Origin of the sequence: Gordonia amicalis NBRC 100051 = JCM 11271, from assembly GCF_000332995.1 — a bacterium.
In the GTDB taxonomy this organism is placed as follows: domain Bacteria; phylum Actinomycetota; class Actinomycetes; order Mycobacteriales; family Mycobacteriaceae; genus Gordonia; species Gordonia amicalis.
Window position 1 is genome coordinate 90,382 of the sequence record NZ_BANS01000021.1, and the last position, 23,566, is coordinate 113,947.

The following is a 23,566-nucleotide window of genomic DNA, read 5'->3' on the forward strand; positions in this document are numbered from 1 at the left end:
GCGTCTTCCGCAGGCTCCGGATGCTCCTCAGGGAGCGGGGGGACCCGCTCCGCAGGCTTCGGACGCGCCTCAGGGAGTGGTTCGTGGCTCGCTGCGCTCGCCTGAGTTCGGTTGGGAGCAACCAATCCTGCCGCCTGAGGTGTGAGGAGCGATAGCGACGAGCCTCGAAGGCCTGGTGAGGCATTCCCTGGGAGGGTTCACTCCTCAGGGGGCAGCGGCGATCAGGTCCGCCACGATCATCGCCGACATCATCACGAGCGGTAGCCCACCGCCCGGGTGCGACGACCCGCCCACCAGGTAGAGGCCCGGAACGGGCGAGGTGTTCTTGGGCCGCAGGAACGCCGCCCGCGGACCGTTCGACGACGAGCCGTAGATCGAACCGCCGGGCGTCATGGTGCGGCGTTCCAGATCTGCCGGCGTGACCAGCAGCCGATGGCGGACCCGGTCGCCGACGTCGACGCCGCGGTCGGCCATCACAGCCATGATCTGATCGGCGTAGCTCTCTGCGAGTCCTGGTGCATCCCAGTCCACTCCGTGCTCGGGATCGTGCCGGGGCGCGTTGACGAGCACGAACCAGGCGGCCGTCTCCGGTCCTGGAACGATCTCGGGATCGTCGGGTGCGGAGATGTACACGGTCGGTCGGGCGACGGGGCGCGGTGGGCCGTTGAAGCCGAAGACGGCGTCGAACTCCTCGTCGTAGTCCTCGGCGAACAGGACGTGGTGATGTGGCTGGTCGGCGGGCGGATCGTCGAGGGCCAGGAGCAGGACGAAGCCCGACAGCGACGGCGTCGACCGTCGCAGCAGCGCAGACGGAATGCGGGCAGGACGGCGCGGTACGAGGCGGCCGTACACCTGGCGGGCGTCCGCATTCGCCACGACGATGTCGGCGGTGCGCCTGCTGCCGTCGGCAAGAACGACACCGTCGACACGTGTGCGTTCGTCCGTCGACACCCGGGACACCTCGACACCGAACTCGATTCGGCCGCCGAGGGCGAGGAGCCGGTCCCGCATCGCGGTCGCGATCCGTCCGAGTCCGCCGCGTACATACCAAGAGCCCCAGGCCTGTTCGGCCCACGGGACGGACGCCAGCGCTGCCGGTGCGCGTCGCGGATCCGAACCGGTGTAGGTGGCGTAGCGGTCGAGGAGCATGGCCAGGCGGGGATCGTCGAGATACTCGGACCCGAGCCCGCGCAGGGACTTCCAGGGCGCCACGGTGCGGACATCCGACGGTGTCGCGATCCCGCCGATCATCGTCCGCACGCTCATCGGCGATTCCAGGAAGGGGCCGTGGGTCACGTCCCAGATGGCCTGGGCGCGAGCGAGAAACGCCGACCACTGGTCGCCACGTCCGGGGCCCAGCGCGGCGTCGAGCGCGGACGGGATGTGGTCGAGGGTGTCGGGCAGCTCGAGTTCGGTGCCGTCGGGGAAGCGGTAACGTGCGGCGACGGGCAGCCGCTGGAGTTCGAGTACGTCGTCCACGGATGCACCGGTGTCATCGAACAGTTCGGTGAGGACGTGTGGCATGGTCACCAGGGACGGGCCGGTGTCGAAGACGAAGCCGTCGTGCTCGATGACGCCGAGTTTGCCGCCGACGGAGTCGAACTGTTCGAGCACGGTGACGTCATGACCGGCCGCCTGCAGGCGCATCGCGGTGGCGAGCCCGCCGACGCCCGCGCCGATCACGATGACCCGGCTCATCGGTCGACCTCGATGGTGCGTCCCTTCCAGCGAAGTTCGCCGCGGCGTCGGGCGATCGTCGAGTCTGCTGCGAGGAAGGTGAACAGGGCGATCGACGCGGGGTGTCCGAAGGCGTCGGGGAAGGTGCGTCCACCGGTGCATCGGGCGGCCACCAGTCGGGAGGCGACGCCGGCGAGGTATCCTACCAGTCCGGTTCGCGACCCGGTGAGTGCGGCGAGAGCCGGGATCACATACATCAGGCAGAGGGCGGCGGTCACCGCGGATGTGCCGGCCGGGGAACCGAACGCAGACCACAGCGATTTGCGGTATCCCGCACGGACTTCGTACCAACCGTCGTACATGTGGCAGATCGCCACGGTGCTTCCCTCGGCGACCACGCCGCGTCCGCCGGCGGCCTTGATCGCCCGGAGCAGGGCGATGTCCTCCAGGACGACGTCGCGGACGGCCTCATGACCTCCCGCCCGTCGATAGGTCACGGCGTCGACCATCAGGAACTGACCGTTCGCGGCCGTCAGGGACTCGCGCGGGGAACGCTCGGCGAGTCCGAGTGGAAGCGTGCTCATCCACGACCACTGGAGCAGCGGCTGCACCAGGCGCTCGGCGGCACTGGTCGCAACCTGCCGTGGATAGGGGCTGACGAGATCGAGACCGGATTCTCGCATCAACGCGACCGACGACGTGAATGCGTGCGGTTCGACCACGACGTCGGCGTCGACGAAGGCGAGGACCCCGTCGGGGAGGGTCCCGGCGGGCAGGGCGTTGTCCGCCAATTGCCGGCAGGCCCAGGTCTTCCCGAGCCACCCGGGCGGGGGTGGCGAACCCTCGAACACCTCGATCCGGTCGTCGTGCGCGGCGAGTCGTGCCAGCACGGCGTCGGTTCCGTCGACCGAGCCGTCGTCGAGCACCAGCACGCGTGCCGGTCCGGGCCAACGGTCGATGGCGTCGAGAACGGCGGTGAGGCAACGTTCGGCCCTGGTGACCTCGTTTCGCATCGGGATGAGGACCGAGAGCGGCTCGGCGGTCGGGATGTCGGTGAGGCCGGGCCGGCGGACTCGGATCGCGTTGTCGACGGTGAGAGCGAGCGATGCCAGCGAGAGACCGGTCCCCACCGTCACCGTGCGATGCCACAGGTCAGTCGCGCGCACGATGTCTCCTGGACTGGATCGATCGCACCTCGAGCACGAGCAGCGGCAGCGCGACCACCCCCATCACCACGGCACCGGCCAGTGCGACCGTCGGCCGGCCGAAGAACACGGCGTGCGCCATGACCGACGAGAAGTAGGTCCACAGATAGGCGGTGACGGGAACCGCGTCGTCCGTGTTCTCGTACCCGGCGCCGACCACGCGGTCGAGGACGGCGATCATCAGGAACGAAACCAGAAGCCAGCCCGCGAAATTCGTCAGTGGGATGTCGTCGACACCGGGCAGGGACGGTTCGGGGAACTGCCACACCCAGTGCCCCTGGTCGACCATCTGGGGATCGAGGAAGACGTCCCACGCGGTGAGGGCATAGGCGCCCAGGAACGCGGTGGCCACACGCGCACGCGTGCCGGACAGGTTCAGTGCCCCGATGAGTCGCCGGGTGACGGCGAGCGCAGGCCACGACATCATGATCCAGGCCAGCGGCACCAGAACCGGCACGCCGAGAATCTTGAGGCCCAGACCGTCGGTGTAGGCATATGTGCCGAAAGGGAATCCGGTACTGACACCGATCGCCTCGGCGACCAGCCCGCCGCCGCCGGCGATCACCACCAGACCCACCGCGGCCCCGAGTCCACGCGTGGCCGCCAGATGGATCACCGACGCCGACGCCAGCAGCACCACGCTCGCGACGGTCAGCGGAAGAGTGCCACCACCGGTCAGCGGGAAGGCGATCTGGACCCCGATGGTCGCGGCCAGGAGAACCCACGCGACCGGGATGAGGTGGTGACGGCGGGATGATCTACTCGCCGGGCCTTCGTGGCTCGTCGCCTGCGCTCCTCGCACCTCAGGCGGCGAAGGTACTGGGGCTTGCGCTCCTCGCACCTCAGGCGGCGAAGGTACTGGGGCTTGCGCTCCTCGCACCTCAGGCGGCGAAGGCGTTTGCGCTTGTGTTCCTTGTGCTTTGGCTGGCGAATGTCTGGTCGTGCTCATGCGGATCTCCCCTGGTAGGTCCCCGTGACGTCGAGGACGGCGAACCGGGCAAAGAGTTCCTCGGCGTACCAACGGGCGGGTTTGGTGCGCGAGATGGCGGACTTGTGGGCGGGGGAGCGGTAGGCGAAGTCGGTGAGGTCGTGCGCGGAGTCCCAGAGCGAGAACGTGCCCTGGACGCCGATCGGCAGCTCGCCGACGCCGAGCGCGAGTCGATTCCCCTGTGCGCCGGCCAGTTCCGACGCCACCGGCGGAACCGCCCGCCAGAAGGACGCCATCGTCGTCGGCCGCAACCGGGCGCGGGTGAGTGCGGCGACCGGTCCCGCCCAGTCACGTGGCCGGACCCCGGCGGCCGGCTGGCCGTCGTGCGACCGATGGCCGAACGGGTCGACCCTCGACCACCGACCCTTCGACCGGAGCGGCCGCATCGTGATGCGCAGTTCCTCGGTGCTCGAGTCCTGCCAGCGTCGCAGGACCCGCGAATTCGACGAGGCGCGCGCCGCATCGTCGTCGTTCCAGACGGTGAGCGCTGCCCAGTGCCGCAGGTCGGCGCTCTCCATCGTGAACGTCCTGGCGGTTCCGGTGCCGAGCAGTTTGGCGAACCGAAGTCCCGGGGTCGCCCGTAGCGCGCGGCGTCCCGATGCCATCCGGCCGAGCGCGGGCATCACCCGGTCGACGCCCCAGATGCGCAACTCGACCGTCGGAGCACCATCCGAGTTCATGAGCGGCGCCACACACAACGTTCGACGAGGGAGGTGAGGGCCTGACGGGTCTGGTCGTCCACCGAGGCGTGCGCGACGACGGCGAGAGCGTCCTCGGCGAGCTCGACGATGCGTTGTTCGACGCGTTCGAGCGCGCCGGTGGATTCCACGACCTCGCGCATCAGTGCCGCACCGTCGGCGTCGAGGTCCGGGTTGCCGAGGCAGTTGGCCATCACCCGCCGTTCCGTCCAGGTCGCCGATTCCTCGGCCAGTGCCATCAGCATGGTGCGCTTGCCCTCGCGGATGTCGTCGATCGTCGGCTTCCCGGTGACCTTCTCGTCGCCGAAGACACCGAGGATGTCGTCGCGCAGCTGAAATGCTTCACCGGCGCTGAGCCCGATGCGGTCGTAGTCGGCCAGGAGGCCGGCGTCCGCGCCGGCGAGCGTGCCACCGAGACGGAGCGGTTGCCCGATGCTGTAGCGGGCGCTCTTGTATCGGAGGACGCGCACGGTCCGATCAGGATCGGTGTGCTCCTCGGTCTGGCCGAGCATGTCCAGGTACTGCCCCGCGTAGGCCTCGTTGCGCATCTCCGTCCAGGTCTCGCGCACGGCTTGCCGGACGTCCCGGGGCACGGCGTCGACCGCCGCGGCGACCAGATCGTCCGACCACGACAGGCACATGTCGCCGACGAGGATCGCAACGGCGGTGCCCCACGTGTCGGAATCGCCGCGGCGCCCGTCGGCGCGATGAGTGTCGGCGAAGTGGCGGTGGACGGTGGGGAGGCCGCGACGGGTGTCGGAGTCGTCCATCACGTCGTCGTGGACCAGGGCGGCGAAGTGGAACAACTCGATCGCGGACGCCAACTCGACGACACCGGGCACCGTCTGCCCACGTGCCGCGCCTCGAGCACCCCACAGGCAGAAGGCCGCGCGCAGGCGCTTGCCACCGCCGATACGTCCCCCGATGGCATCCACCGCGGGAGTGAGCTCGGCCCCCACTTTCTGCAGCGTCAGGGCATGGCGGCGGAAGTGCGCGGCCAGGACCTCCTCGACGAGTTCCAGGTCGGTCGTCGCGTCGTCGATCGCGCGGAGACCGGAGTTCGTGTCGAGGACAGGCCGGTGGGGGAGGGATGAGTCGGTCATCTCTGCGGTCTGTGTCATGTCGAGGCCCTTCGGGGGGTGCGGGTCGGCTGTCGGGTCCGCCGGCGTATGCGGGTAACCGGTCTTCGGAGCGGTGACACCCGACGGATGGGTGCGGGCTCCGGGATGCCGGTACGTTGGGTCGCATGGCAGTGGATGCAACGGTTCCCGTGGTGGCGGTCGGTCTGGTCGGCGGTTTCGCGGCGGCGCGATACAGCGGTCGGCGAGAGCTGGGCGGGGTGGTCCTCGCGACGGCAGGCGCCTGGTGCACCCGACGGTGGGCGGTCGAGAAGGGGCCGGCGGTGGCGGGCGGTCTGCTCGCCACCTATCTGGCGGCGTTCGGCGGCTCGCATCCGCTCGCGAAGAAGATCGGTGCCTGGCCGTCCGTGGGCCTGGTGACGGTTGCCGCCGCCGGCGTGACGGCGATCGCCACGCGCTGAGTCAGGGTCCCTCGGACACAGCCGGAATCGTCCCGGGCCGGCCGATGCCGACGTTACGATCGGCTCCCATGACCACGGGATACGGGCGAGCGCGGCAGAATGACATCTACACCGCTGGTGTTCACCGACGAAAGCCACGCGTGCCAACCGATTTCGCGGAACTCGAACGTCGCGCCAGACGGGCGATGTCGGCCCGCGCGTGGGCGTACATCGGCGGCGGTGCCGGTGAGGGTCGCACGATGGCGGCCAACCGCCGGGCCCTGGACCGCTGGGCGATCGTGCCGCGGATTCTCCGCGATGTCTCCGAGCGAAACCTCGAGGTGGAACTGTTCGGGCGTCGCATCCCGGCACCGGTGTTGTTCGCGCCGGTGGGTGCCGGGTCCCTGGCTGTTCCGAACGCCGACCGGCTGATCGGTCATGCGGCCGCGGAACTCGGTGTGCCGTACATCTTTTCGAACCAGGCGAGTGTGCCGATGGAGACCGTGGCCGCCGAGATGGACGGTGTGGCGCCAGGTGCGCCGCGATGGTTCCAGCTGTACTGGTCCACCGACGACGAGTTGGTCGACAGCCTGCTCGCCCGTGCGGAGGAGATCGGTGCCGACGCGGTGGTCGTCACCTTGGACACCACGATGCTCGGATGGCGTCCCCAGGACCTGAACCTGGGATCGCTGCCATTCGCGCGGGGTGAGGGCATCGCGCAGTACACCTCGGACCGGCGCTTCGCCGACATCGTCACCGAGCGACTGCGCACCGCCGCCGGGGAACGACCCGAGATCTCCCTCGGCGCCATCGCGACCCTGATCTCGATCACCCGCAACGCGCCGGGGCGCTTCCTCGCGAATCTCACGTCGGCCCGACCGCGCGCCGCGGTGCAGACCTTTCTCGACATCTATTCGCGTCCGTCGCTGAGCTGGGACGATCTCGCGGGGCTGCGCGGGCGGACGTCGCTGCCGATCGTGCTCAAGGGGGTGCTCCATCCCGACGATGCCCGTCGCGCCGTCGACGCCGGGGTCGACGGCATCATCGTGTCCAACCACGGTGGACGCCAGATCGACGGTGCCGTGAGCACGATCGACGCCCTCGAGGAGATCGCGCCCGCCGTCGACGGCCGGATCAAGGTGCTCATCGACTCCGGGATCTACACCGGCTCAGACGTTTTCAAGGCACTCGCGCTCGGCGCCGACGCCGCCTGCATCGGCCGGCCGCACATGTACGGGCTGGCGCTTGCCGGTGCCGACGGTGCACGCGACGCGGTGGCCGACATCATCGCCGAACTCGACCTCACGCTCGGACTCGCCGGCCATACCGACGTTGCCGCGCTCGGCCGCGATGCGTTGCGGAGGTTGTAGGCGCGCGTTTCGACACGGCGCCTCGCTGCGCTCGGTGCCGGCTCAACGGGCGGGGAGGGGTCGTCGCTGCGCTCGGTGCCGGCTCAACGGGCGGAGGAACGAGCGGAGGGGTGGCTCAGAAGGCCGAAAAGCCCGTCCCGCTCGCGATGAGCGGGACGGGCTTCCCCCAACCGGGAACCGGAACTCAGACCAGAGGGCGACCGGTGCGCATCCGCCACCGGACGTCGGCGAGCAGCAGGTTGAACGGGAAGCTGCGAACCGGCTTGGGTGCGCGGGTGATGATCGCCCGGAGTGCGGCGTTGTGCTTGTCGAAGAACAGTTGCTGCCACGGCGACAGTCGCACGTCCATCTTCCGGCGGAAGTTCTCCGGCAGGAAGCCGATGGCCAGGATCTCGAAGTACCAGCCCAGTAGCTTGGCCACGATCGGACCCAGGAACTCGGCGCGGGCGATCTTCATCAGGTACTCACGGATGACCGGGTCGATCTCGAGAGTCTCGACGGTCTCGTTCCAGTACTCCTCGAAGGCCGCTCGATCGGCCGGCCAGGCCTCGCGCGGGACCTGCAGCGTGGTGCCCAGGACGGCGCCGGCCTGGTAGAAATCGTCGGACACCTCGGTCATCCCGCCGAAGATCCGATGGACGTCCTCGGTGCCGCGGTACAGGCAGGCCGCGACCCACAGCTGCAGCTTCGGGTCGAAGGCGTTGTATTTGACCGGGCTGTCGGTGGTGGACCGGACCTGCGCGTGGGCTTTGCCGATCGCCTTGCGGTAGGCCTTGCGGTCCTTGGCGCTGCCCAGACCGGCGACCGCGAGGTAGCTCAGAGTGGTGCGACCGCGCTTGAGGGGATGCTTGAACAGATTCCCGGAGTCGACGCGGCTCTCGTACACGCCGTAACCCACCGCCGGCAGGCTCAGCTGCATGATGACGTTCGCCGCGCCGGCGAGGACGCCGATGCCCAACGGATCGAGGTTCTGTGCGGAGGGGAGCGCGTCCAGTTCGGCGCGGGACATGCGTGCGGTCGACGGCAGGAACTCGGTGTCCGGCTTCTCCGCGGCGAGGAACTGCTCGATCTCGGGTGTGGCGTCGGCCGACGTTCGCGGCGACAGGGCCGAGCTTCCACTGGTGATAGGCTCCGATGCCATCGAACCCCTCCTGGCCGGATTTAGGAAACGTTTGCTTCCCGTTTTATAAAACATGAACTTACTGGGGTGTCAAGATAGGAACCATGGGAAGAGGACCTTCGACCCCGGAAACCGGGTCCGACGCCGCTGCGTCGGATACGGCTGCTTCCCTCCGCGCGTACGGCGGCGAGGGTGGCGACACCCGGGTCGCGCGACGCCGCGCATCGCTGATCGACGCAGCTCTGGACCTGCTCGGCGCCGATGACGCGGAGGCGGTCACGGTGCGCGGAGTCTGTCGGCGGGCCGGCCTGACCGCACGATACTTCTACGAGAGTTTCGAGTCGGTCGACCAGCTCGTCGGTGTGGTGTACGACGAGGTCATCGAGGAGATCGCACATTCGAGCCTCGCCGCGTTCTCTGAGGGCGCGACCATGCGCGCCAAGGTGGCCGGAGCGGTCGCCGCGATCGTCGACCTCATCGATCAGGATCGGCGCAAGGGTCGACTGCTGTTCTCGCAAGCCCTGCTGAGCCCGGTGATCGCAGCGAAGCGGATGGAGTCCACCACACTGTTCGCGGATCTGACGCTCCAGAGCACCTCGACGATTCTCGATGTGCACGTCGGCCCCGCGCAGGCGACGGGCGTGGCGCATTACCAGGTGGGTGGGTTGAGTCGCCTGCTCGCGGCCTGGCTCGAGGGCGACGTCGAGCTCACGAAGTCGGACGTCGTGGACCTCAGCATCGCGTTGCTCGTGTCCCCCGCGGAGATCCTGGAGAAGAGCCTGTCCCACCGCAGCGCCGATGGTGAGTAGTGCCGCGCGTGGAGATATGTTTGAACCCATGAACAGCGGAACCGGCGAAACCGACGTACGACCGGCGAAGCAACCTCTCGGCGCGTGGCGTGACTACGGCGAGCCCGAGCTCCCGATCCCGCTGGCGGCGGCCCTCGAGGCGTTCGCCGAGCAGGGCTATCACGGCACGTCGGTCAGAGAGGTCGCCGCGCGGGCGAACCTCTCGGTGCCGGGGCTGTACCACCACTACCCGTCGAAGCAGTCCCTGTTGCAGGGTCTGCTCGAGCGGACGATGACCGACCTGCTGGCCCGGTCGGAGGCGGCGATCCTCGAAGCCGGACCGGAGCCGGTGAAGCAGTTCGACGCGGTCGTCGAATCCTTGCTGCGGTTCCACATGTACCGCCGGGAGCAGGCATTCGTCGGATCCACGGAGATCCGGAGTCTCGACGACGACTACCGGCCGAAGTACATCGCCCACCGGGACCGTCAGCAGCGGATGGTCGACGAGATCGTCTTCGCCGGCGTGGAGGCGGGCGACTTCACCACCGAGTACCCGAAGGATGCGGCCCGCGCGGTGGCCACGATGTGTGTGGGTGTCTCGACGTGGTTCAAACTCGACGGACTGCTGGGCCCGGACGAGCTGATCGCGCGGAATCTTCAGCTGGCCCGTGCCCTGGTGGGTTACCGCACCACCTGAGGGCACGGATTTCACCCGGTCAGCCTTGACCAGGATGACATCGCCTGGCAAGGTATGGACGGCCGAACGATCGCTCGGTCGGCGTCGGGTAAAGTTCCCGTCGGTCCAGCCAAAGGAGTCACGATGCCCATAGACCTGCGCCACGATCCCGCGGTGGTCGAGCTGGTCGAGAAGACCGAACGTTTCGTCCGCGAGTACGTGTTGCCGCTCGAGGATGCGAACGCCGGCGACATCACCGCAGCCGGCGGAGACGACCTGCGCCGCGAGATGAATGCAAAGGCCAAGGCGGAGGGCATCTTCGCCCCGCACGCACCGGTCGAGTTCGGCGGTCTCGGCCTGAACATGACCGACCGCGCGCCGGTCTTCGAGGCGGCGGGCTACTCCACCTTCGGTCCTGTCGCGCTGCACATCGGCGCGCCGGATGAGGGCAACATCCACATGCTCGAGCGCATCGCCAGCGAAGAGCAGCGCCACAAGTATCTCGCCCCGCTCGCCACCGGCGAGGTGCGGTCGGCCTTCGCGATGACCGAACCGGCGCCGGGCGCGGGCTCGGACCCCAATGCGCTGCGTACGCAGGCCGTCCGCGCCGACGGCGGCTGGAAGATCAACGGCAAGAAGCACTTCATCACCGGCGCCGAGGGCGCGGGCTTCTTCATCATCATGGCCCGCACGGCCGGCTCGCCCGGTGACCGCGGCGGCGCCACGATGTTCCTGGCTCCGGCCGACACCCCGGGAATCACCGTCGGTCGCCACATCAACACCATCGACAAGGCGATGATCGGCGGACACTGCGAGGTCACCTTCGACGACCTCTTCGTTCCCGACGCCGACATCCTCGGCGAGGTCGACGAGGGCTACCGCTACGCACAGGTCCGGCTCGGACCGGCCCGCATGACCCATGTCATGCGCTGGCTCGGCGCCGCCAAACGCTGCCACGACGTCGCGGTCGACTATGTCTCGCGCCGTGAGGGATTCGGTGGCCGACTTGGCGACCTCGGCATGATCCAGCAGATGATCGCAGACAACGAGATCGACCTCGCCGCATCGCGTGCGCTCCTGCTCAAGGCCTGTCATGAACTGGACCTGGGCAACCACGCGTCCGACGAGACCTCGATCGCGAAGACCTTTGCCGGTGAAGCATATTCGCGCATCGCCGACCGCAGCATCCAGATGTGCGGCGGCCTCGGGGTCTCCGCCGACCTGCCGATCGCCCGCCTGTCGCAGGAACTTCGTCCGTTCCGCGTCTACGACGGTCCGTCCGAGGTCCACCGCTGGGCCATCGCGCGCCGCGCCGTCGGCCGCGCGAAGAAGGCACAGGCCGCGGCGGGTGCGAAATGACCGGAGTCGAATCAGCTCTCGAGGCGGACAAACTCCGCCGACTCCTCGTCGACAGCGGCGTCGAAGTCGCCGGTGACCTGTCCATCGACCTGATCAGTGGCGGCAAGTCGAATCTGACCTACACCGTCACCGACGGCCACACGAAGTGGGTGGCGCGTCGTCCACCGACTGGTGGACTCACGCCGTCCGCCCACGACATGAACCGCGAGTGGGCTGTCACCAGTGCGCTGCAGTCGACCTCGGTGCCGGTCGCGCGAACTGTCGCCTTCGACTCCGACGGGTCGATCATCGGGGCACCCTGCACGGTCGTCGAATTCGTCGACGGCCGGGTGGTGCGCACCGCCGAGGATCTCGCCGTGTACTCCGACGAGGAGGTGGCCGCCAATCTCGACGGTCTCGTCCGGACGCTCGCCGACCTGCACGCCGTCGACTACCACGCCGTCGGTCTCGGCGACTTCGGACGGCCGGCCGGATTCGCTGCGCGACAGGTCAAACTGTGGGCCCGTCAGTGGGGTCACGTGAAGACCCGCGAGCTGCCCGACGTGGACCGCCTCGTCGAAGCGCTGTCCGAGCGTGTGCCCGAGAAGGCCCGGGAATCGGTGGTGCACGGGGACTTCCGCGTCGACAACACGATCGTGGACGCGAACGACCCGGCACGCATCGCCGCTGTCGTGGACTGGGAGATGTCGACGCTCGGCGATCCACTGACCGACGTCGCGCTCATGTGCGTGTACCGGACCGGTGCCTTCGACCAGGTGCTCGGCTTCTCCGCGGCGTGGACCAGCGATCGCTACGCATCCGTGGACGAGATCGCGCAGAAGTATGCCACCGCAACCGGTTCCGACCTCGGCGACTGGGACTTCTACCTCGGTCTCGCCAACCTGAAGCTCGGCGTGATCGCCGAGGGCATCACCTACCGTGCCCTCTCGGGCGCGTCGTCGGGCGACGGCGCCGAGCGTGCGGGTGAGGCCACCGCGGCTTTCATCGCCGACGGTCTGCGTCACATCAGCTGAGAGTCACATGGGAACAGTCAGAATACGGGGACAAGTGCATGAGTGAAGTGTCGAAGAACCGGTCCGCGTTGGTCACCGGCGCGTCCCGTGGCATCGGAGCGGCGATCGCCGAACGGTTCGCCGCGGACGGTTGGGACCTGACGATCAGTGCCCGAGGCCGGGAAGCGTTGGAGAAGAAGGCGGCCGAGCTCCGCGAGCACGGCGCCGGCCGGGTGGAGGTCGTCCCGGCCGACATGACCGATGCCGAAGCGATCGCCGCACTCGGCACCGCCCATGCGGAGGCATTCGGGCGATGCGACGCGCTGATCATCAACGCGGGCATGGGCTCCAAGGGTGCGGTGGCGGATATGCCGGTCAAGCGTTTCGACCGTCTCTACGAGGTCAACGTGCGGGCGCCGTACATCCTGCTGCAGTCGGTACTGCCGATGCTGCGGACGACGGCGGAAGCCAACGGGACGGCGAAAGTCATTGCCGTGGCGTCGATCACCGGCGTCTACCCCGAGCCCGAGCTGTCCGCCTACGGCGCGACCAAGGCCGCGTTGATCTCGCTGTGCGAGACGTTCAACCTCGAGGAGTCGGAGAACGGCGTGAGTGCGACGACGATCGCGCCGGGTTACGTTGCCACCGACATGACCGACTGGCTCAAGGACCGCATCTCCAAGGACGAGATGATCACGGCCGCCGATGTCGCCGTCGTCGCACATTCGGTCACGCAGCTGTCGCGGTATGCAGTGCTGCCGAACGTGGTGCTCACGCGTCCGGGCACGAATCTGCATCGGGCCTAGCAGGCGTCGAACACAACGAGGAGCCGTGTCGAACGCCCCTGTCGCGGGGGTGATTTCGGCACGGCTCCTCGTTGTGCGTGGTTGCTCGACGCGCACACACCATGCCGCTGGACTCAGCGGAAGGTCGAGATACCGCCCTCACGGTCGGAGAGGTGGCCGTGCTCGTTGAACGACACCACCGTCACGCCTTGCCTGCCGACGATCAGTTTCGTGATCGACGCATTGACCATCGAGCGCGCCATCGTCGGCCACTGCTCGTCCGGGATGCCCCAGAGCTGCGCGATCCACTGCGTGATGGTGCCCGCGGAGGACACCACCAGGAGCGTCTGACCTGACCCGGCCTGCTCCGTGGCACGAACCGCGGCGTCGTGCACCCGGGCCTGGAACTGTGGGTAACTCTCCGCGGGTCCACCGTCGGGTCCCGGTGTCGGTTCGTGGTCGCCGGCCGCGATCCAGGCCGCGAGGCCCTTGTCCAGATGCTGCTGGTAGTTGCGGCCGTCGCGGTACATCTCCGGGGATGCGTGTCCCACGAGCGCCGGCAGCGAGTACTCGTTCCAGCCGGGATCCACCTTCGCGTCCGGTCGTGCTTCGAAAGCGCCGAGCACTCCGCTGAGGGTCTGGCTCTGCCGCGGTAGGTCACCACTCACGGCCGCCGTGAATCCGTCGATCTGCCCCGACAGGAACGCACCGGAAACCGCGGCCTGGGTGTCGCCGGTCGCGGTGAGTCCGCCCGGGCCGTTCCGGAGGTCGTCCGTGGCGTCGGATACGCCGTACGCCAACGCATTAGCCTGACCGTGCCGCACAAGGTAGATGACGCCCATGAGTGAACACTATTCGATCGCGATGAATTCGTATGCGCGGGCAGGTCTGTATCGGGTGAGACCCTGTTCCGGCCGGCCGATCCGCATGCGGTCGAACGGGCGGGTCGAGTCCCGATCCCGACTGGAGGCCGCCGTGGCATCGATGCTCTTCGTCAATCTGCCGGTGGCCGACGTGGCGCGGTCACGACGGTTCTTCGGCGCGCTGGGCTTCCGGTTCGACGAGATGTTCTGCGATCAGGCCACCGTGTGCATGACGATCAACGACGCCGCGATGGTGATCCTGATGCAGCACCGACGCTTCGAGGGGTTCGCGGCCGGGAGCATCGCCGACCCCACCCGCGGGCGAGAGGCGCTCGTCTCGTTCTCCGCCGACAGCAGGGAACACGCCGACCAGCTCGCAGGCGCGGCGCTCGCCGCGGGCGGTGCACCGCTGCGCGACCCCGAGGACTTCGGGTTCATGTACTGCTGCAGCTTCTGCGATCCGGACGGCCATGCCTGGGAGGTGGTCTGGATGGACCCCTCCCAACTGCCGCAGAATCCCGACGGGTGACCCGGGACGCCAGTTCGGCCTGGGTATCAGTGCCAGGGGTTCGGCGCGGTGCGAGCCGGGGCGTCGTACGGCGTCGGGGGGAGGCCGAACCTCGCGAAGTCGGCTTCCATGGTGTCGCTGAAGAACGCCACCACGTAGCCGACCTTCTGCGTCGCCGGATCGATGTCGAGGACCTGGAGCTGAAACGGCCGGTGGACGCCGTCGGGTTCGCGCATGTACAGACCGAACGCGGGCTGCCCGTTGGCGACGGTGGGCAGCAGGATCTGATCGCCGGGCTTCTCCGCCGGGCAGTTCTTACTGATGAGTGTCCCGATCGCCTCCGGGCCCTGGTACCAGCCGGTGAACGGCGGCATCTCCCAGATCGCCTTGTCGGTGAACATCTCGGCGATCGCGTCGACGTCGTAGCGCTCGAAAGCCGACACATAGCGTGCGAGCAGTTCCCGCTTGGCGTCGTCGTCGAGGACCGAGGAGTCCGAACTCGCGGAGTCGGCCTGCGGCCGCGCGGTCTTCAGTTGCTCGCGGGCGCGCTGCAGAAGGCTGTTGACGGTTGCGGTGGTGACGCCGATAGTGTCCGCGACCTCGGCGGCGCGCCACTGCAGGACGTCGCGCAAGATCAGCACGGCGCGCTGGCGTTCGGGGAGATGCTGGAGGGCGGCGATGAACGCCAGCCGCACCGATTCGCGTGCGCCGACGACGAAGGCCGGGTCCGCGTCGTCGCCGGGGGTGATCTCGTCGACGGTGCCGGCATACGGCTCGAGCCAGGGCACCTCGTGGTTCTGGAGGAGGTCGTCGGTCGGGTCGAAGGCATCGCCGCCGAGGCCGGACGGGAGCGGTCGGCGCTGTGAACTCTGTAGTGCCGTGAGACAGGTGTTGGTGGCGATCTTGTGCAGCCAGGTCCGCACCGAGGAGCGGTGGTCGAACTTGGAGTATCCGCGCCACGCGCGCAGGAATGTCTCCTGGGCCAGGTCCTCCGCGTCGTGATGCGAGCCCAGCATCCGATAGCAGTGGGCGACGATCTCACGACGGAACGGTTCGGCGACCTCCAGGAAATCGGCGTCGGAAACGGACTCACCCGCGGTTGTGGTCATGCTCACAATTTACCGTCGATCACCGACACACTCGACTCGGAAGAGACAAGGCGACCTCGGTCCGCTCGGAACGCGACCCAGGTCGGATGGGCGCCGGGTAAGGATTTGGAATCACGCTGAGCGCAACCCGCGCGAATCATCGTCGGCGGGGCTATCTTCGCCGGTGAACGCATATGCCCGTAGGTTGCCAAACCTCCGTCACCTGGCGGAACGGGCTTGCCGCGGCGGGGTGGGCGTTGCTAGCTTGATCCGCATGACGAGTGTCGACCGCAGGCTGTCGGAGGTCACCTATGTGACCACCGCGCTGGGCTGCCGTCTGCCGCTCGCTCGTGTTCTCTGTTGTTGTCGTCGAATGCGCTGAGCCGACGCCTCGTCCGGGGTGTCGCTCCAAGTCTCTTCATCCGAGCACTTCAGCCACCCCGCCCCGCCGTGAAGAACGCGGGGATTTTCGACGAGGACAATCATGACCGCAATCCTTCCCGAGATCTCCACTCGCACCCTGCGCACCGCCCCCACGCCGCTGACGCGTCGGCCTGCGTCCCGGCCGGTGCGCCGTGGTCCGCAGGTGAGCCGCCAACCCGTACCGTTGTCATCCGTAACTTCGTCGGTCCCGTCGTCCCGAATCCCGGGACCGATCGCTGACCGACGAGGATTCGGGAAGGGGGATCAGCGGGTGCACGTTGCGACGCCTCGCCTCGAGCTGTCGAACAAGCCGGCCGCTCTCGTCCTCCGGGCCGCCCGCCTGGCCGGCCCGCTGTTCCGCGATGATGCCGCCGAACGCACCGGCCTGAGCATCTCGACGGTCAACCGCCAGGTCAGTGCATTGCTGAAGGCCGGCCTGATCCGCGAGCGCGCGGACCTCGCCCCGTCGGGAGCCATCGGACGCCCGCGCCTGCCCTTCGAGGTCAACCTCGCCGAGTTCCTCACCCTCGGTATCCACATCGGCTACAAGGTCACCTCCATCACCACCCACGACCTGCTGCATCGCGTGGTCGGTGCCATCCAGATCCCGACGCCGGTGGCCGACACGCCCGAGCAGACCCTCGCCGCGATCGGTGTGAGCGCACGCCGCTTCGCCGAACGCTGGACCGGAAAGCGAGTGCTCTGGGTCGGCGTCGCACTCGGTGGCCGGGTCGCCGAGGGCGGCATCGTGGATCATCCCCGCCTGGGCTGGGAGGGTGCACCCGTCGGGCGTGTCATCGCCGAGGCCGTGGGTCTGCCGGTCTCGGTCGCGTCGCACGTCGAGGCGATGGCAGCCGCCGAGCTGGTCCTCAACCCCGACGACGAGCAGTCGAGCTTCCTGTACTTCTACGCCCGCGAAATGCTGGGCATCGCCTTCAGTGTCGGCGGTACCGTCCACACTCCCACCGCAGGACCGCCGGTGATCGGTCACTTCCCGACCGGCGCCACCGAGCTCCTCGATCCGCACCGCACCGGGCGTCTGGAACCGGCGGTGAGCGATACCGGTGTTGTCGAAGCCGCTCAGGCGCTGGGTCTTTCGGTGGCCGATGTCGAGGGCCTGCACGGTCTCGCCCGTGCGGGTGACGCAACCGCGCGCGCTCTGCTCGAAGAACGTGCCGAGGTCCTGGGCCGCACTGTCGGTCTCATCGCCGACATCTTCAACCCAGACCACATCATCCTCGGCGGTCAGGCGTTCACCGACTACCCGGCCAGCCTGCCGACGGTGGCCCGCGCCGTTCGCGAGACCTCGATCGTCACCAAACGCGATGTGCGGGTATCGCATTCGGGAGCCACGGTGCAGCAGCAGGCGGCCGGTGCGGTCTCGCTGGACGCGATCTACAGCGACCCGCTGCAGGCGATCGGGTTGACCGCCTGAACGGGCCGCTGTAGTCCCCTCGATACGCTCGCAAGCTCGCTACTCGGGGAGCGTGTTGTGGCTCGCAAGCTCGCTACTCGGGGAGCGTGTTGTGTTTCGCGAGTTCGCTACTCGGCGAGCGGGTGGTACTCGCTCAGTCGATGGTGCGCTTGTTGTACGCGCGCAGGGCGAACGGTGCGAAGATCAGGGTCAGCGCGACCGCCCAGATGATGGTCGAGATGACCGGATACTGAAGCGGGAGAGCCGAACCCGGACCGAACTCCGGACCGTTGCCCCACAGCACACGCAAGGCCTGTACCAGTGACGACATCGGATTCCATTCGGCGATCGTCCTGAGCCACGTGGGCATCGGGTCGGTCGGGACGAACGCGTTCGACAGGAACGTGATCGGGAACAGCGTCGAGAACATGAAGCCGTTGACCGCCTCCACGGTTCGCAGCCACGATCCGATGAGGATGCCGAACCAGATCATCGCGAATCCGAACAGCAACAGCATGGCGTATGCGAGAACGGCCTCGACGAAGGAGCCGCGGATGCGCCAGCCGATCGCGAGACCGGTCAGCGACATCACCACGATGCCGATGGAGCTGTGCAGGACGCTCGCGATGCTGCGGCCGATCAGCACGGACGACCGTTGGATGGGCAGCGACCGGAACCGATCGATGATGCCCTTCTCGAGGTCCGCGGTGATTCCCGACGCGACGATGAACGCGGTGAACACGATGGTCTGGCCCATGATGCCCGGCAGCAGGAATTCCTTGTAGGAGGCACTGTCGGTCTGGATCGACGTGCCGAACACATACGCGAACAGAAGCACGAACATGATCGGCTGGATGGTGACGTCGGAGAGCATCTCCGGCATCCGTTTGGTGTGGATCATGTTGCGTTTCACCATGATCCAGGACTGCTGCCAGAGGGACGTCGGATGGACTCGCGATGTGCTCGCGACCACCGCGTCGGTGTGTGCAGTGGTGGTGGTCATCAGGAGTGCTCCTCGTCGGTGGAGTTGGTGGTGTCCTCGGCGCGGTGTCCGGTGAGGGATAGGAAGACGTCGTCGAGGCTCGGGCGTGCGAGGCCGAAATCGTCGACAGCGATACCGCTTTCGTCGAACCATGCGGCGACGCGGGGGAGGTCCCCGAGGCCGCCGGAAGCGGTGGTGAGCCGGCGTGCGGGGACGTCGACGAACACCTCCGCGCCGTTCTTGCGCAGCAAGGCCTCGGCCGCCGGGAGATCGTCGGCGTTGGACACGGTCAGCACGAGGCTCGCCGCGCCGGCCTGCTCTTTGAGCTGCAGCGGCGTGCCGTGGGCGATGATCCTGCCCTTGTCGATGACGACGATGTCGTCGGCGAGCTGATCGGCCTCTTCGAGGTACTGCGTGGTCAGTAGAAGCGTGGTCCCGTCGGAAACGAGGTCACGCAGCACATCCCACAGCTCCGAGCGGCTGCGTGGATCGAGGCCGGTGGTCGGCTCGTCGAGGAACAGCACGGGTGGGGCCGCGAGGAGACTGACCGCGAGATCGAGCCGGCGGCGCATGCCACCGGAATACGACTTGACCTGCTTGTTGCCGGCCTCGCTGAGTGAGAACTGCTCCAGGAGCTCGTCGGAGCGGCGGGCCAGGGTCTTACGACCGATGCCGTACAGCCCGCCGATCATGCGCAGGTTCTCACGTCCGGTGAGGATCTCGTCGACGGTCGCGGCCTGGCCGGTGAGGCCCATGTTCTGCCGGACCATGCCGGGCTGTTCGATGACGTCGAAGCCGGCGATGCGAGCGGTCCCGCTCGTCGGCGGTGACAGGGTGGTCATCATGCGGACGGTGGTGGTCTTGCCTGCGCCGTTGGGGCCGAGCAGGCCGAGGACGGAACCACGCGGGACGGTGAAGCTGACGCCGTCGACCGCGGTGAAATCGCCGAAGCGTTTGACCAGGTCGATGGCCTCGATCGCGACGTCGGGCGTCGCGACATCGCCGGGTGCGACGGCGGGAACTGTGACTGAGTTCATAACTCTCCACGGTATCGATGGGGTCTGACAGGGGCGAACGATTTTCCGGTGTCTCCGGGTGAACATGGGGGTCAACTCAGGGGACATCGGGGAACTTCGACGTTCCTCGACATGACAGACCGGGAACCCCCATGGAACTCATCGGTCCGACGGCCCGGACTCCGACGGTCGGAGTGGGATTCACGCTAGGAACTCAAATTGACTTGAAGTCAAGAGCGGACCTGCCGCCGCAATCGCGGATTCAGAGTGCCATTTGTCACGCAGATGCGGATACGATAGCCGGCGTGACCGCGATACGGATCAAGGACGCCGCAGCATTGCTCGGCGTCAGCGACGACACGATCCGACGATGGATCGCGTCCGGGGTGCTCGAGCAATCCGACGACGGGCCGGTGGCGACCGTCGACGGGGCCCGACTCGCGCAGCTCGCGCGCGAGCGTGCCGTGGCGCCGGACGACGGTGCGCCCGTCGCGCGGTCGGCACGCAATCGGTTCACCGGGCTGGTCACCGAGGTGTTGGTGGACGGCGTCATGGCCCAGGTGACGTTGCAGTGCGGACCGTTCGAGGTGACGTCGCTGATGAGTGCGCAGTCGGCACGCGAGTTGGAGCTCGCGCCGGGGTCGGTGGCCACCGCGATCGTCAAGTCGACGAACGTCATCGTCGAGACGAGGAGGGGCGACCGGTGAGGAGGTTCGTCACTGCTTTCGCGGCGGCCGGGGTGGTTCTCCTGGCCGGTTGTTCGTCGGACGACGGGAGCGATTCGGGCACCGTGACTCTGGACGTGTCCGCAGCGGCGTCGCTGAAGAAGGCTTTCACCGCGATCGCGGCGGAGTTCGAGAAGCAGCACGATGGCGTCACCGTTCGTCTGTCCTTCGACGGGTCGTCGACCCTCGCCAACCAGATCCAGCAGGGTGCCCCCGCGGATGTCTTCGCGAGTGCCGACGAGAAAAACATGGCGAAACTCGGGGATCTGGCGGTCGAACCCACGATCTTCGCGACCAACACCCTGGTGATCGTCACCGCGCCGGGAAACCCGTTGCGCATCAGGTCGTTCGCCGACCTCGCGAGGCCGGGCGTCACCGCCGTCGTCTGCCAGGCGGCTCAACCGTGCGGCGCCGCCACCGGCACCGCGGAACGCAACACCGGGATCACGATCGACGCGGCGTCGGAGGAGCAGTCGGTGAGCGCGGTACTCACCAAGGTGACGACCGGGCAGGCCGATGCCGGGGTCGTGTACGTGACCGATGCTCGTGCTGCCGGAGACCAGGTGGCCACCGTGACCGACCCGGCATTCGCGGAAGTGGTCAACGCGTATCCGGTCGCGGGGGTCCGCGGCGCCGACGACGGAGGGCTCGGGAAGCAGTTCGTGGACCTCGTCCTCGGCGAGGACGGTCAGCGCATCCTTCGCGACGCCGGCTTCGGGGCGCCATGACGGTGCGTCGTCCGGGTCTCGCCCATCGCGATCCGACGGGATTACCGGCCTGGACGTATGGGCTCGCCGCGGTCGGTGTCGCGTTGATCGTCCTGCCGCCGCTCGCGTTGCTGCTCCGATCGCCGTGGGACACCTTCGTCGAGCAGATGACATCGCCGTCTTCGCTTGACGCGCTGCGGTTGTCGTTGATCACCGCGTCCATCAGCACCGGGTGTTGCTTGCTGGTGGGGGTGCCGATGGCGGTGATCTTCGCACGGTACGACGGTCTCGTCGTCCGCGTCGTCCGCTCGCTGGTGCTGCTGCCGCTGGTGCTGCCCCCGGTGGTCGGCGGCCTGGCCTTGCTCTACACCTTCGGCCGACTCGGGATCGTCGGACAGCGTCTGCACGACGCCGGGATCGACATCGCCTTCACCACCACCGCCGTCGTGCTGGCGCAGACCTTCGTCGCGTTGCCGTTTCTGGTGATCAGCGTCGAAGGTGCTGTCCGCGTGGTGGGTACGAGGTACGAGGAGGTCGCCGCGACGCTCGGGGCCGGACCGACCCGCACGTTGTGGCGGGTGACCCTGCCGTTGGTGGCGCCGTCGTTGCTCGCCGGGCTGGTGCTGGCATTCGCGCGTGCGCTCGGCGAGTTCGGCGCGACGATCACCTTCGCGGGCAACGCTCCCGGGATCACCCAGACCGCGCCGCTCGCCATCTACGTGTCGGCGATCGATGATCCCCAGGCCGCGATCCCGTTGTCGCTCATCCTGGTCGTCATCTCTCTGGTGGTAGTGGTGGGCGTGCACAGTCGTCGGCGTCGGAGTGGGGCTGGTGTGCCGTGACGGACGCGGATCTGGTGGTGTCCATCGATCAGGCGGTGCCCCCGCTACGGGTCGAGCATCGGTTCGTCGCTGGACGGACGACCGCGGTCGTCGGGCCGAACGGTGCCGGCAAATCGACGATGCTGCGGGTGATCGCGGGGTTGTTTCGGGGCGCTGGCGCATCGCGGATCCGCCTCGGCGATGAGGTGTTTCGCGACGGCCGCGTATTCGTTCCACCGCATCGTCGTGGGATTGCGCTGCTGTCCCAGGACGCGCGGCTCTTCCCGCACCTGACCGTCGCGGAGAACGTGGCGTTCGCGCCGTCGGCGCAGCGGATGTCGCGTGCCGAGGTGCGCGAACGAGTGGCGCGGTGGGTGGAGGCCGTCGAGGTCGCGGAGTTGGTGGACCGCAAACCTGATGAGCTCTCCGGTGGCCAGGCGCAACGTGTGGCGATCGCCCGAGCGCTCGCCGCGGAGCCCCGAATTCTGTTGTTGGACGAGCCGTTCCGCGCGCTGGACGTGGATGTGGCGAGCCGGTTGAGGGCGTTGCTTCGAGTTCTGCTCGCCGATCACGGCCGTACGACGATCATGGTGACCCACGACCCGGTCGACGCTCTCGGACTCGCGGAGGACATCGTCGTCCTGGACCGGGGGAGGATCGTCGAATCGGGTTCCACGAGTGCGGTGTTGACCAATCCCGGGAGCAGGTTCAGCGCATCGCTGTCGGGGCTCAATCTGTTCGTGGGGCGGATCGATGAGGCTTCGACGGTCGTCGACGAGTCCGGAAACCGGGTCGTCGGGACGGTGGGTGAGGATGTGCCGGCCGGTGGTCTCGGTGCTGGAACGCCTGCCGCCGCGACGTTCTCACCGCGTGCCGTGGCCGTGTATCTCGAAGCGCCGCACGGTAGCCCGCGAACCATGCTGCGGGCGACCGTCCGTGACGTGGTGCCCCGCGGTGACCACGCAGTGGTCAGCACCGACGTCGGCGGGCAGGTCGTGGCGGCCGAGGTCACCTGGGCCGCGGTCGCTGACCTGGGGTTGGTCACCGGGATCGAGGTCGTGCTCGTGGTCAAGGCGAGCGAGGTTCGGGTCAGCCCGGTGGCTGTGGCGTGACCGCAGACCTCATTTCGATGTTGCGACTTCGATCGAAGTCGCAACATCGAAATGAAGTCTGCGAGTCAGAGGACTACTTGCGGGTCCGGGCCGTTGCGGATTATCGAGTGACGATGTAGGCGACCAGGATTCCGGCGATGAAGGCCAGAAGGGGAAATGTGACCCAGATTGCCAGTCTTCCGGTGAAGTAGGTCTTCAGTTGCCGCCACTGTTGTGGATCGTTCTCGCTAGCCAATGCTTCTCCATTTCCAAGATTTCTTGCTCGATGTCATACCAGGTGTCAGAAGTGGTCGTTGCGGTGAAGATCGAAAGAGCAGACTTTCCGTCCATGGGGGTGCTGAATGCTGCCTGCACACGGAGGACTCTGAGGGCAAGGCCGTTCGATGTGTATGTGCCCTCGTCTCTACAGAGGTATCCATCGACATCAACGTGGTGGGCCAGCGGGGTTGATTCTGGCAATGCTGCAATATCGAGTGCTGTATCGAGATCGCCTAGGCGAATTGCGTCGCCGGTGTCGAATCTGAAGTATTGAATGGCGATGTTTGCAGCGAACTGGGGCGGGGGTTCTTTGGATCGAATGAGCACCCTGCTCGCGCCGGCGACATGCGCGGCTTCGGCGTCCCAGTCGTACCAAGCCGGGGGGCTGACGAAATCCTGGTCACGGGTCGTAGCAACGAGTGTCGCAACACTACCGAAGTTCACGAGCGCGTACTCGAGCGCGGCAATCATC

24 protein-coding genes are annotated in these 23,566 nt (G+C 67.6%); 13 read left to right on the forward strand and 11 right to left on the reverse strand.

Annotated features, from left to right (window positions below; genetic code table 11):
* Positions 1-204 precede the first annotated feature (204 nt).
* From GOAMI_RS11230 to GOAMI_RS11250, 5 genes are all read right to left on the reverse strand, one after another.
* On the reverse strand, positions 205-1,698 hold the full coding sequence (locus GOAMI_RS11230) for a phytoene desaturase family protein (protein WP_006436620.1): 1,494 nt from the start codon (positions 1,696-1,698) through the stop codon (positions 205-207).
* A complete protein-coding gene (locus GOAMI_RS11235; RefSeq protein WP_006436621.1) occupies positions 1,695-2,843 on the reverse strand; it encodes a glycosyltransferase family 2 protein in 1,149 nt (382 codons plus the stop codon). Before GOAMI_RS11235 ends, GOAMI_RS11230 begins: the two co-directional genes overlap by 4 nt.
* Positions 2,830-3,684 (reverse strand): carotenoid biosynthesis protein, encoded by an 855-nt coding sequence (locus GOAMI_RS11240; RefSeq protein WP_006436622.1) that lies wholly within the window; start codon positions 3,682-3,684, stop codon positions 2,830-2,832. Before GOAMI_RS11240 ends, GOAMI_RS11235 begins: the two co-directional genes overlap by 14 nt.
* Before the next feature lie 143 nt (positions 3,685-3,827).
* Positions 3,828-4,550 (reverse strand): hypothetical protein, encoded by a 723-nt coding sequence (locus GOAMI_RS11245; protein ID WP_006436623.1) that lies wholly within the window; start codon positions 4,548-4,550, stop codon positions 3,828-3,830.
* Positions 4,547-5,689 (reverse strand): polyprenyl synthetase family protein, encoded by a 1,143-nt coding sequence (locus GOAMI_RS11250; RefSeq protein WP_040004770.1) that lies wholly within the window; start codon positions 5,687-5,689, stop codon positions 4,547-4,549. Before GOAMI_RS11250 ends, GOAMI_RS11245 begins: the two co-directional genes overlap by 4 nt.
* Before the next feature lie 125 nt (positions 5,690-5,814).
* Between GOAMI_RS11250 and GOAMI_RS11255 the strand changes: the two genes are divergently transcribed.
* Positions 5,815-6,108, forward strand: a complete 294-nt coding sequence (locus GOAMI_RS11255) for a hypothetical protein (protein WP_006436625.1) — start codon at positions 5,815-5,817, stop codon at positions 6,106-6,108.
* Positions 6,109-6,176: 68 nt separating this feature from the next.
* The gene (locus tag GOAMI_RS11260; RefSeq protein WP_006436626.1) at positions 6,177-7,457 is read left to right on the forward strand and encodes an alpha-hydroxy-acid oxidizing protein; all 1,281 of its coding nucleotides are present in this window, start codon (positions 6,177-6,179) and stop codon (positions 7,455-7,457) included.
* Between the two features lie 184 nt (positions 7,458-7,641).
* Here the strand turns inward: GOAMI_RS11260 and GOAMI_RS11265 are convergent, their stop codons facing one another.
* Positions 7,642-8,598 carry an oxygenase MpaB family protein gene (locus tag GOAMI_RS11265; protein ID WP_006436627.1) on the reverse strand — a complete coding sequence of 319 codons (957 nt, stop codon included), beginning with the start codon at positions 8,596-8,598 and terminating at the stop codon, positions 7,642-7,644.
* A gap of 83 nt (positions 8,599-8,681) precedes the next feature.
* Here GOAMI_RS11265 and GOAMI_RS11270 point away from each other — a divergent pair, with 83 nt between their 5' ends.
* The 5 genes from GOAMI_RS11270 (at position 8,682) to GOAMI_RS11290 (ending at position 13,198) form a co-directional block, all read left to right on the forward strand.
* Positions 8,682-9,386 carry a TetR/AcrR family transcriptional regulator gene (locus GOAMI_RS11270; RefSeq protein ID WP_006436628.1) on the forward strand — a complete coding sequence of 235 codons (705 nt, stop codon included), beginning with the start codon at positions 8,682-8,684 and terminating at the stop codon, positions 9,384-9,386.
* A gap of 28 nt (positions 9,387-9,414) precedes the next feature.
* Positions 9,415-10,062 carry a TetR/AcrR family transcriptional regulator gene (locus GOAMI_RS11275; RefSeq protein WP_006436629.1) on the forward strand — a complete coding sequence of 216 codons (648 nt, stop codon included), beginning with the start codon at positions 9,415-9,417 and terminating at the stop codon, positions 10,060-10,062.
* A gap of 123 nt (positions 10,063-10,185) precedes the next feature.
* Positions 10,186-11,400 carry an acyl-CoA dehydrogenase family protein gene (locus GOAMI_RS11280; protein ID WP_006436630.1) on the forward strand — a complete coding sequence of 405 codons (1,215 nt, stop codon included), beginning with the start codon at positions 10,186-10,188 and terminating at the stop codon, positions 11,398-11,400.
* Positions 11,397-12,413 carry a phosphotransferase family protein gene (locus tag GOAMI_RS11285; protein WP_006436631.1) on the forward strand — a complete coding sequence of 339 codons (1,017 nt, stop codon included), beginning with the start codon at positions 11,397-11,399 and terminating at the stop codon, positions 12,411-12,413. The genes GOAMI_RS11280 and GOAMI_RS11285 overlap by 4 nt, the downstream gene beginning before the upstream one ends.
* Positions 12,414-12,451: 38 nt before the next feature.
* Positions 12,452-13,198, forward strand: a complete 747-nt coding sequence (locus GOAMI_RS11290; protein ID WP_006436632.1) for an SDR family NAD(P)-dependent oxidoreductase — start codon at positions 12,452-12,454, stop codon at positions 13,196-13,198.
* Positions 13,199-13,311: 113 nt separating this feature from the next.
* Here the strand turns inward: GOAMI_RS11290 and GOAMI_RS11295 are convergent, their stop codons facing one another.
* Positions 13,312-14,019: a histidine phosphatase family protein gene (locus GOAMI_RS11295; protein ID WP_006436633.1), complete on the reverse strand. Its 708-nt coding sequence runs from the start codon at positions 14,017-14,019 to the stop codon at positions 13,312-13,314.
* Positions 14,020-14,152: 133 nt separating this feature from the next.
* Here GOAMI_RS11295 and GOAMI_RS11300 point away from each other — a divergent pair, with 133 nt between their 5' ends.
* Positions 14,153-14,569 carry a VOC family protein gene (locus tag GOAMI_RS11300; protein WP_085950455.1) on the forward strand — a complete coding sequence of 139 codons (417 nt, stop codon included), beginning with the start codon at positions 14,153-14,155 and terminating at the stop codon, positions 14,567-14,569.
* A gap of 26 nt (positions 14,570-14,595) precedes the next feature.
* Here the strand turns inward: GOAMI_RS11300 and GOAMI_RS11305 are convergent, their stop codons facing one another.
* The gene (locus GOAMI_RS11305; protein WP_006436635.1) at positions 14,596-15,657 is read right to left on the reverse strand and encodes a sigma-70 family RNA polymerase sigma factor; all 1,062 of its coding nucleotides are present in this window, start codon (positions 15,655-15,657) and stop codon (positions 14,596-14,598) included.
* A 673-nt stretch (positions 15,658-16,330) separates the two neighbouring features.
* On the opposite strand from GOAMI_RS11305, the gene GOAMI_RS11310 reads away from it, so the two are divergent.
* Positions 16,331-17,494, forward strand: coding sequence for an ROK family transcriptional regulator (locus tag GOAMI_RS11310; RefSeq protein ID WP_006436636.1), 1,164 nt, complete (start codon positions 16,331-16,333; stop codon positions 17,492-17,494).
* Positions 17,495-17,627: 133 nt separating this feature from the next.
* Here GOAMI_RS11310 and GOAMI_RS11315 read toward each other — a convergent pair whose 3' ends face one another.
* The gene (locus tag GOAMI_RS11315) at positions 17,628-18,476 is read right to left on the reverse strand and encodes an ABC transporter permease (RefSeq protein WP_006436637.1); all 849 of its coding nucleotides are present in this window, start codon (positions 18,474-18,476) and stop codon (positions 17,628-17,630) included.
* On the reverse strand, positions 18,476-19,492 hold the full coding sequence (locus GOAMI_RS11320; RefSeq protein ID WP_006436638.1) for an ATP-binding cassette domain-containing protein: 1,017 nt from the start codon (positions 19,490-19,492) through the stop codon (positions 18,476-18,478). Before GOAMI_RS11320 ends, GOAMI_RS11315 begins: the two co-directional genes overlap by 1 nt.
* Before the next feature lie 284 nt (positions 19,493-19,776).
* Here GOAMI_RS11320 and GOAMI_RS11325 point away from each other — a divergent pair, with 284 nt between their 5' ends.
* Genes GOAMI_RS11325 through GOAMI_RS11340 form a run of 4 tightly spaced genes read left to right on the forward strand, consistent with a single transcriptional unit; the run spans position 19,777 to position 22,836 of the window.
* Positions 19,777-20,178 carry a TOBE domain-containing protein gene (locus GOAMI_RS11325; RefSeq protein WP_006436639.1) on the forward strand — a complete coding sequence of 134 codons (402 nt, stop codon included), beginning with the start codon at positions 19,777-19,779 and terminating at the stop codon, positions 20,176-20,178.
* Entirely contained in the window at positions 20,175-20,924 is a 750-nt protein-coding gene (modA, locus tag GOAMI_RS11330; RefSeq protein ID WP_006436640.1) for a molybdate ABC transporter substrate-binding protein, read from the forward strand. Before GOAMI_RS11325 ends, modA begins: the two co-directional genes overlap by 4 nt.
* Entirely contained in the window at positions 20,921-21,745 is an 825-nt protein-coding gene (locus tag GOAMI_RS11335) for an ABC transporter permease (RefSeq protein WP_006436641.1), read from the forward strand. The genes modA and GOAMI_RS11335 overlap by 4 nt, the downstream gene beginning before the upstream one ends.
* Positions 21,742-22,836 (forward strand): sulfate/molybdate ABC transporter ATP-binding protein, encoded by a 1,095-nt coding sequence (locus GOAMI_RS11340; protein ID WP_006436642.1) that lies wholly within the window; start codon positions 21,742-21,744, stop codon positions 22,834-22,836. The genes GOAMI_RS11335 and GOAMI_RS11340 overlap by 4 nt, the downstream gene beginning before the upstream one ends.
* Before the next feature lie 195 nt (positions 22,837-23,031).
* Here GOAMI_RS11340 and GOAMI_RS11345 read toward each other — a convergent pair whose 3' ends face one another.
* On the reverse strand, positions 23,032-23,565 hold the full coding sequence (locus GOAMI_RS11345; protein WP_006436643.1) for a hypothetical protein: 534 nt from the start codon (positions 23,563-23,565) through the stop codon (positions 23,032-23,034).
* Position 23,566: the final 1 nt, after the last annotated feature.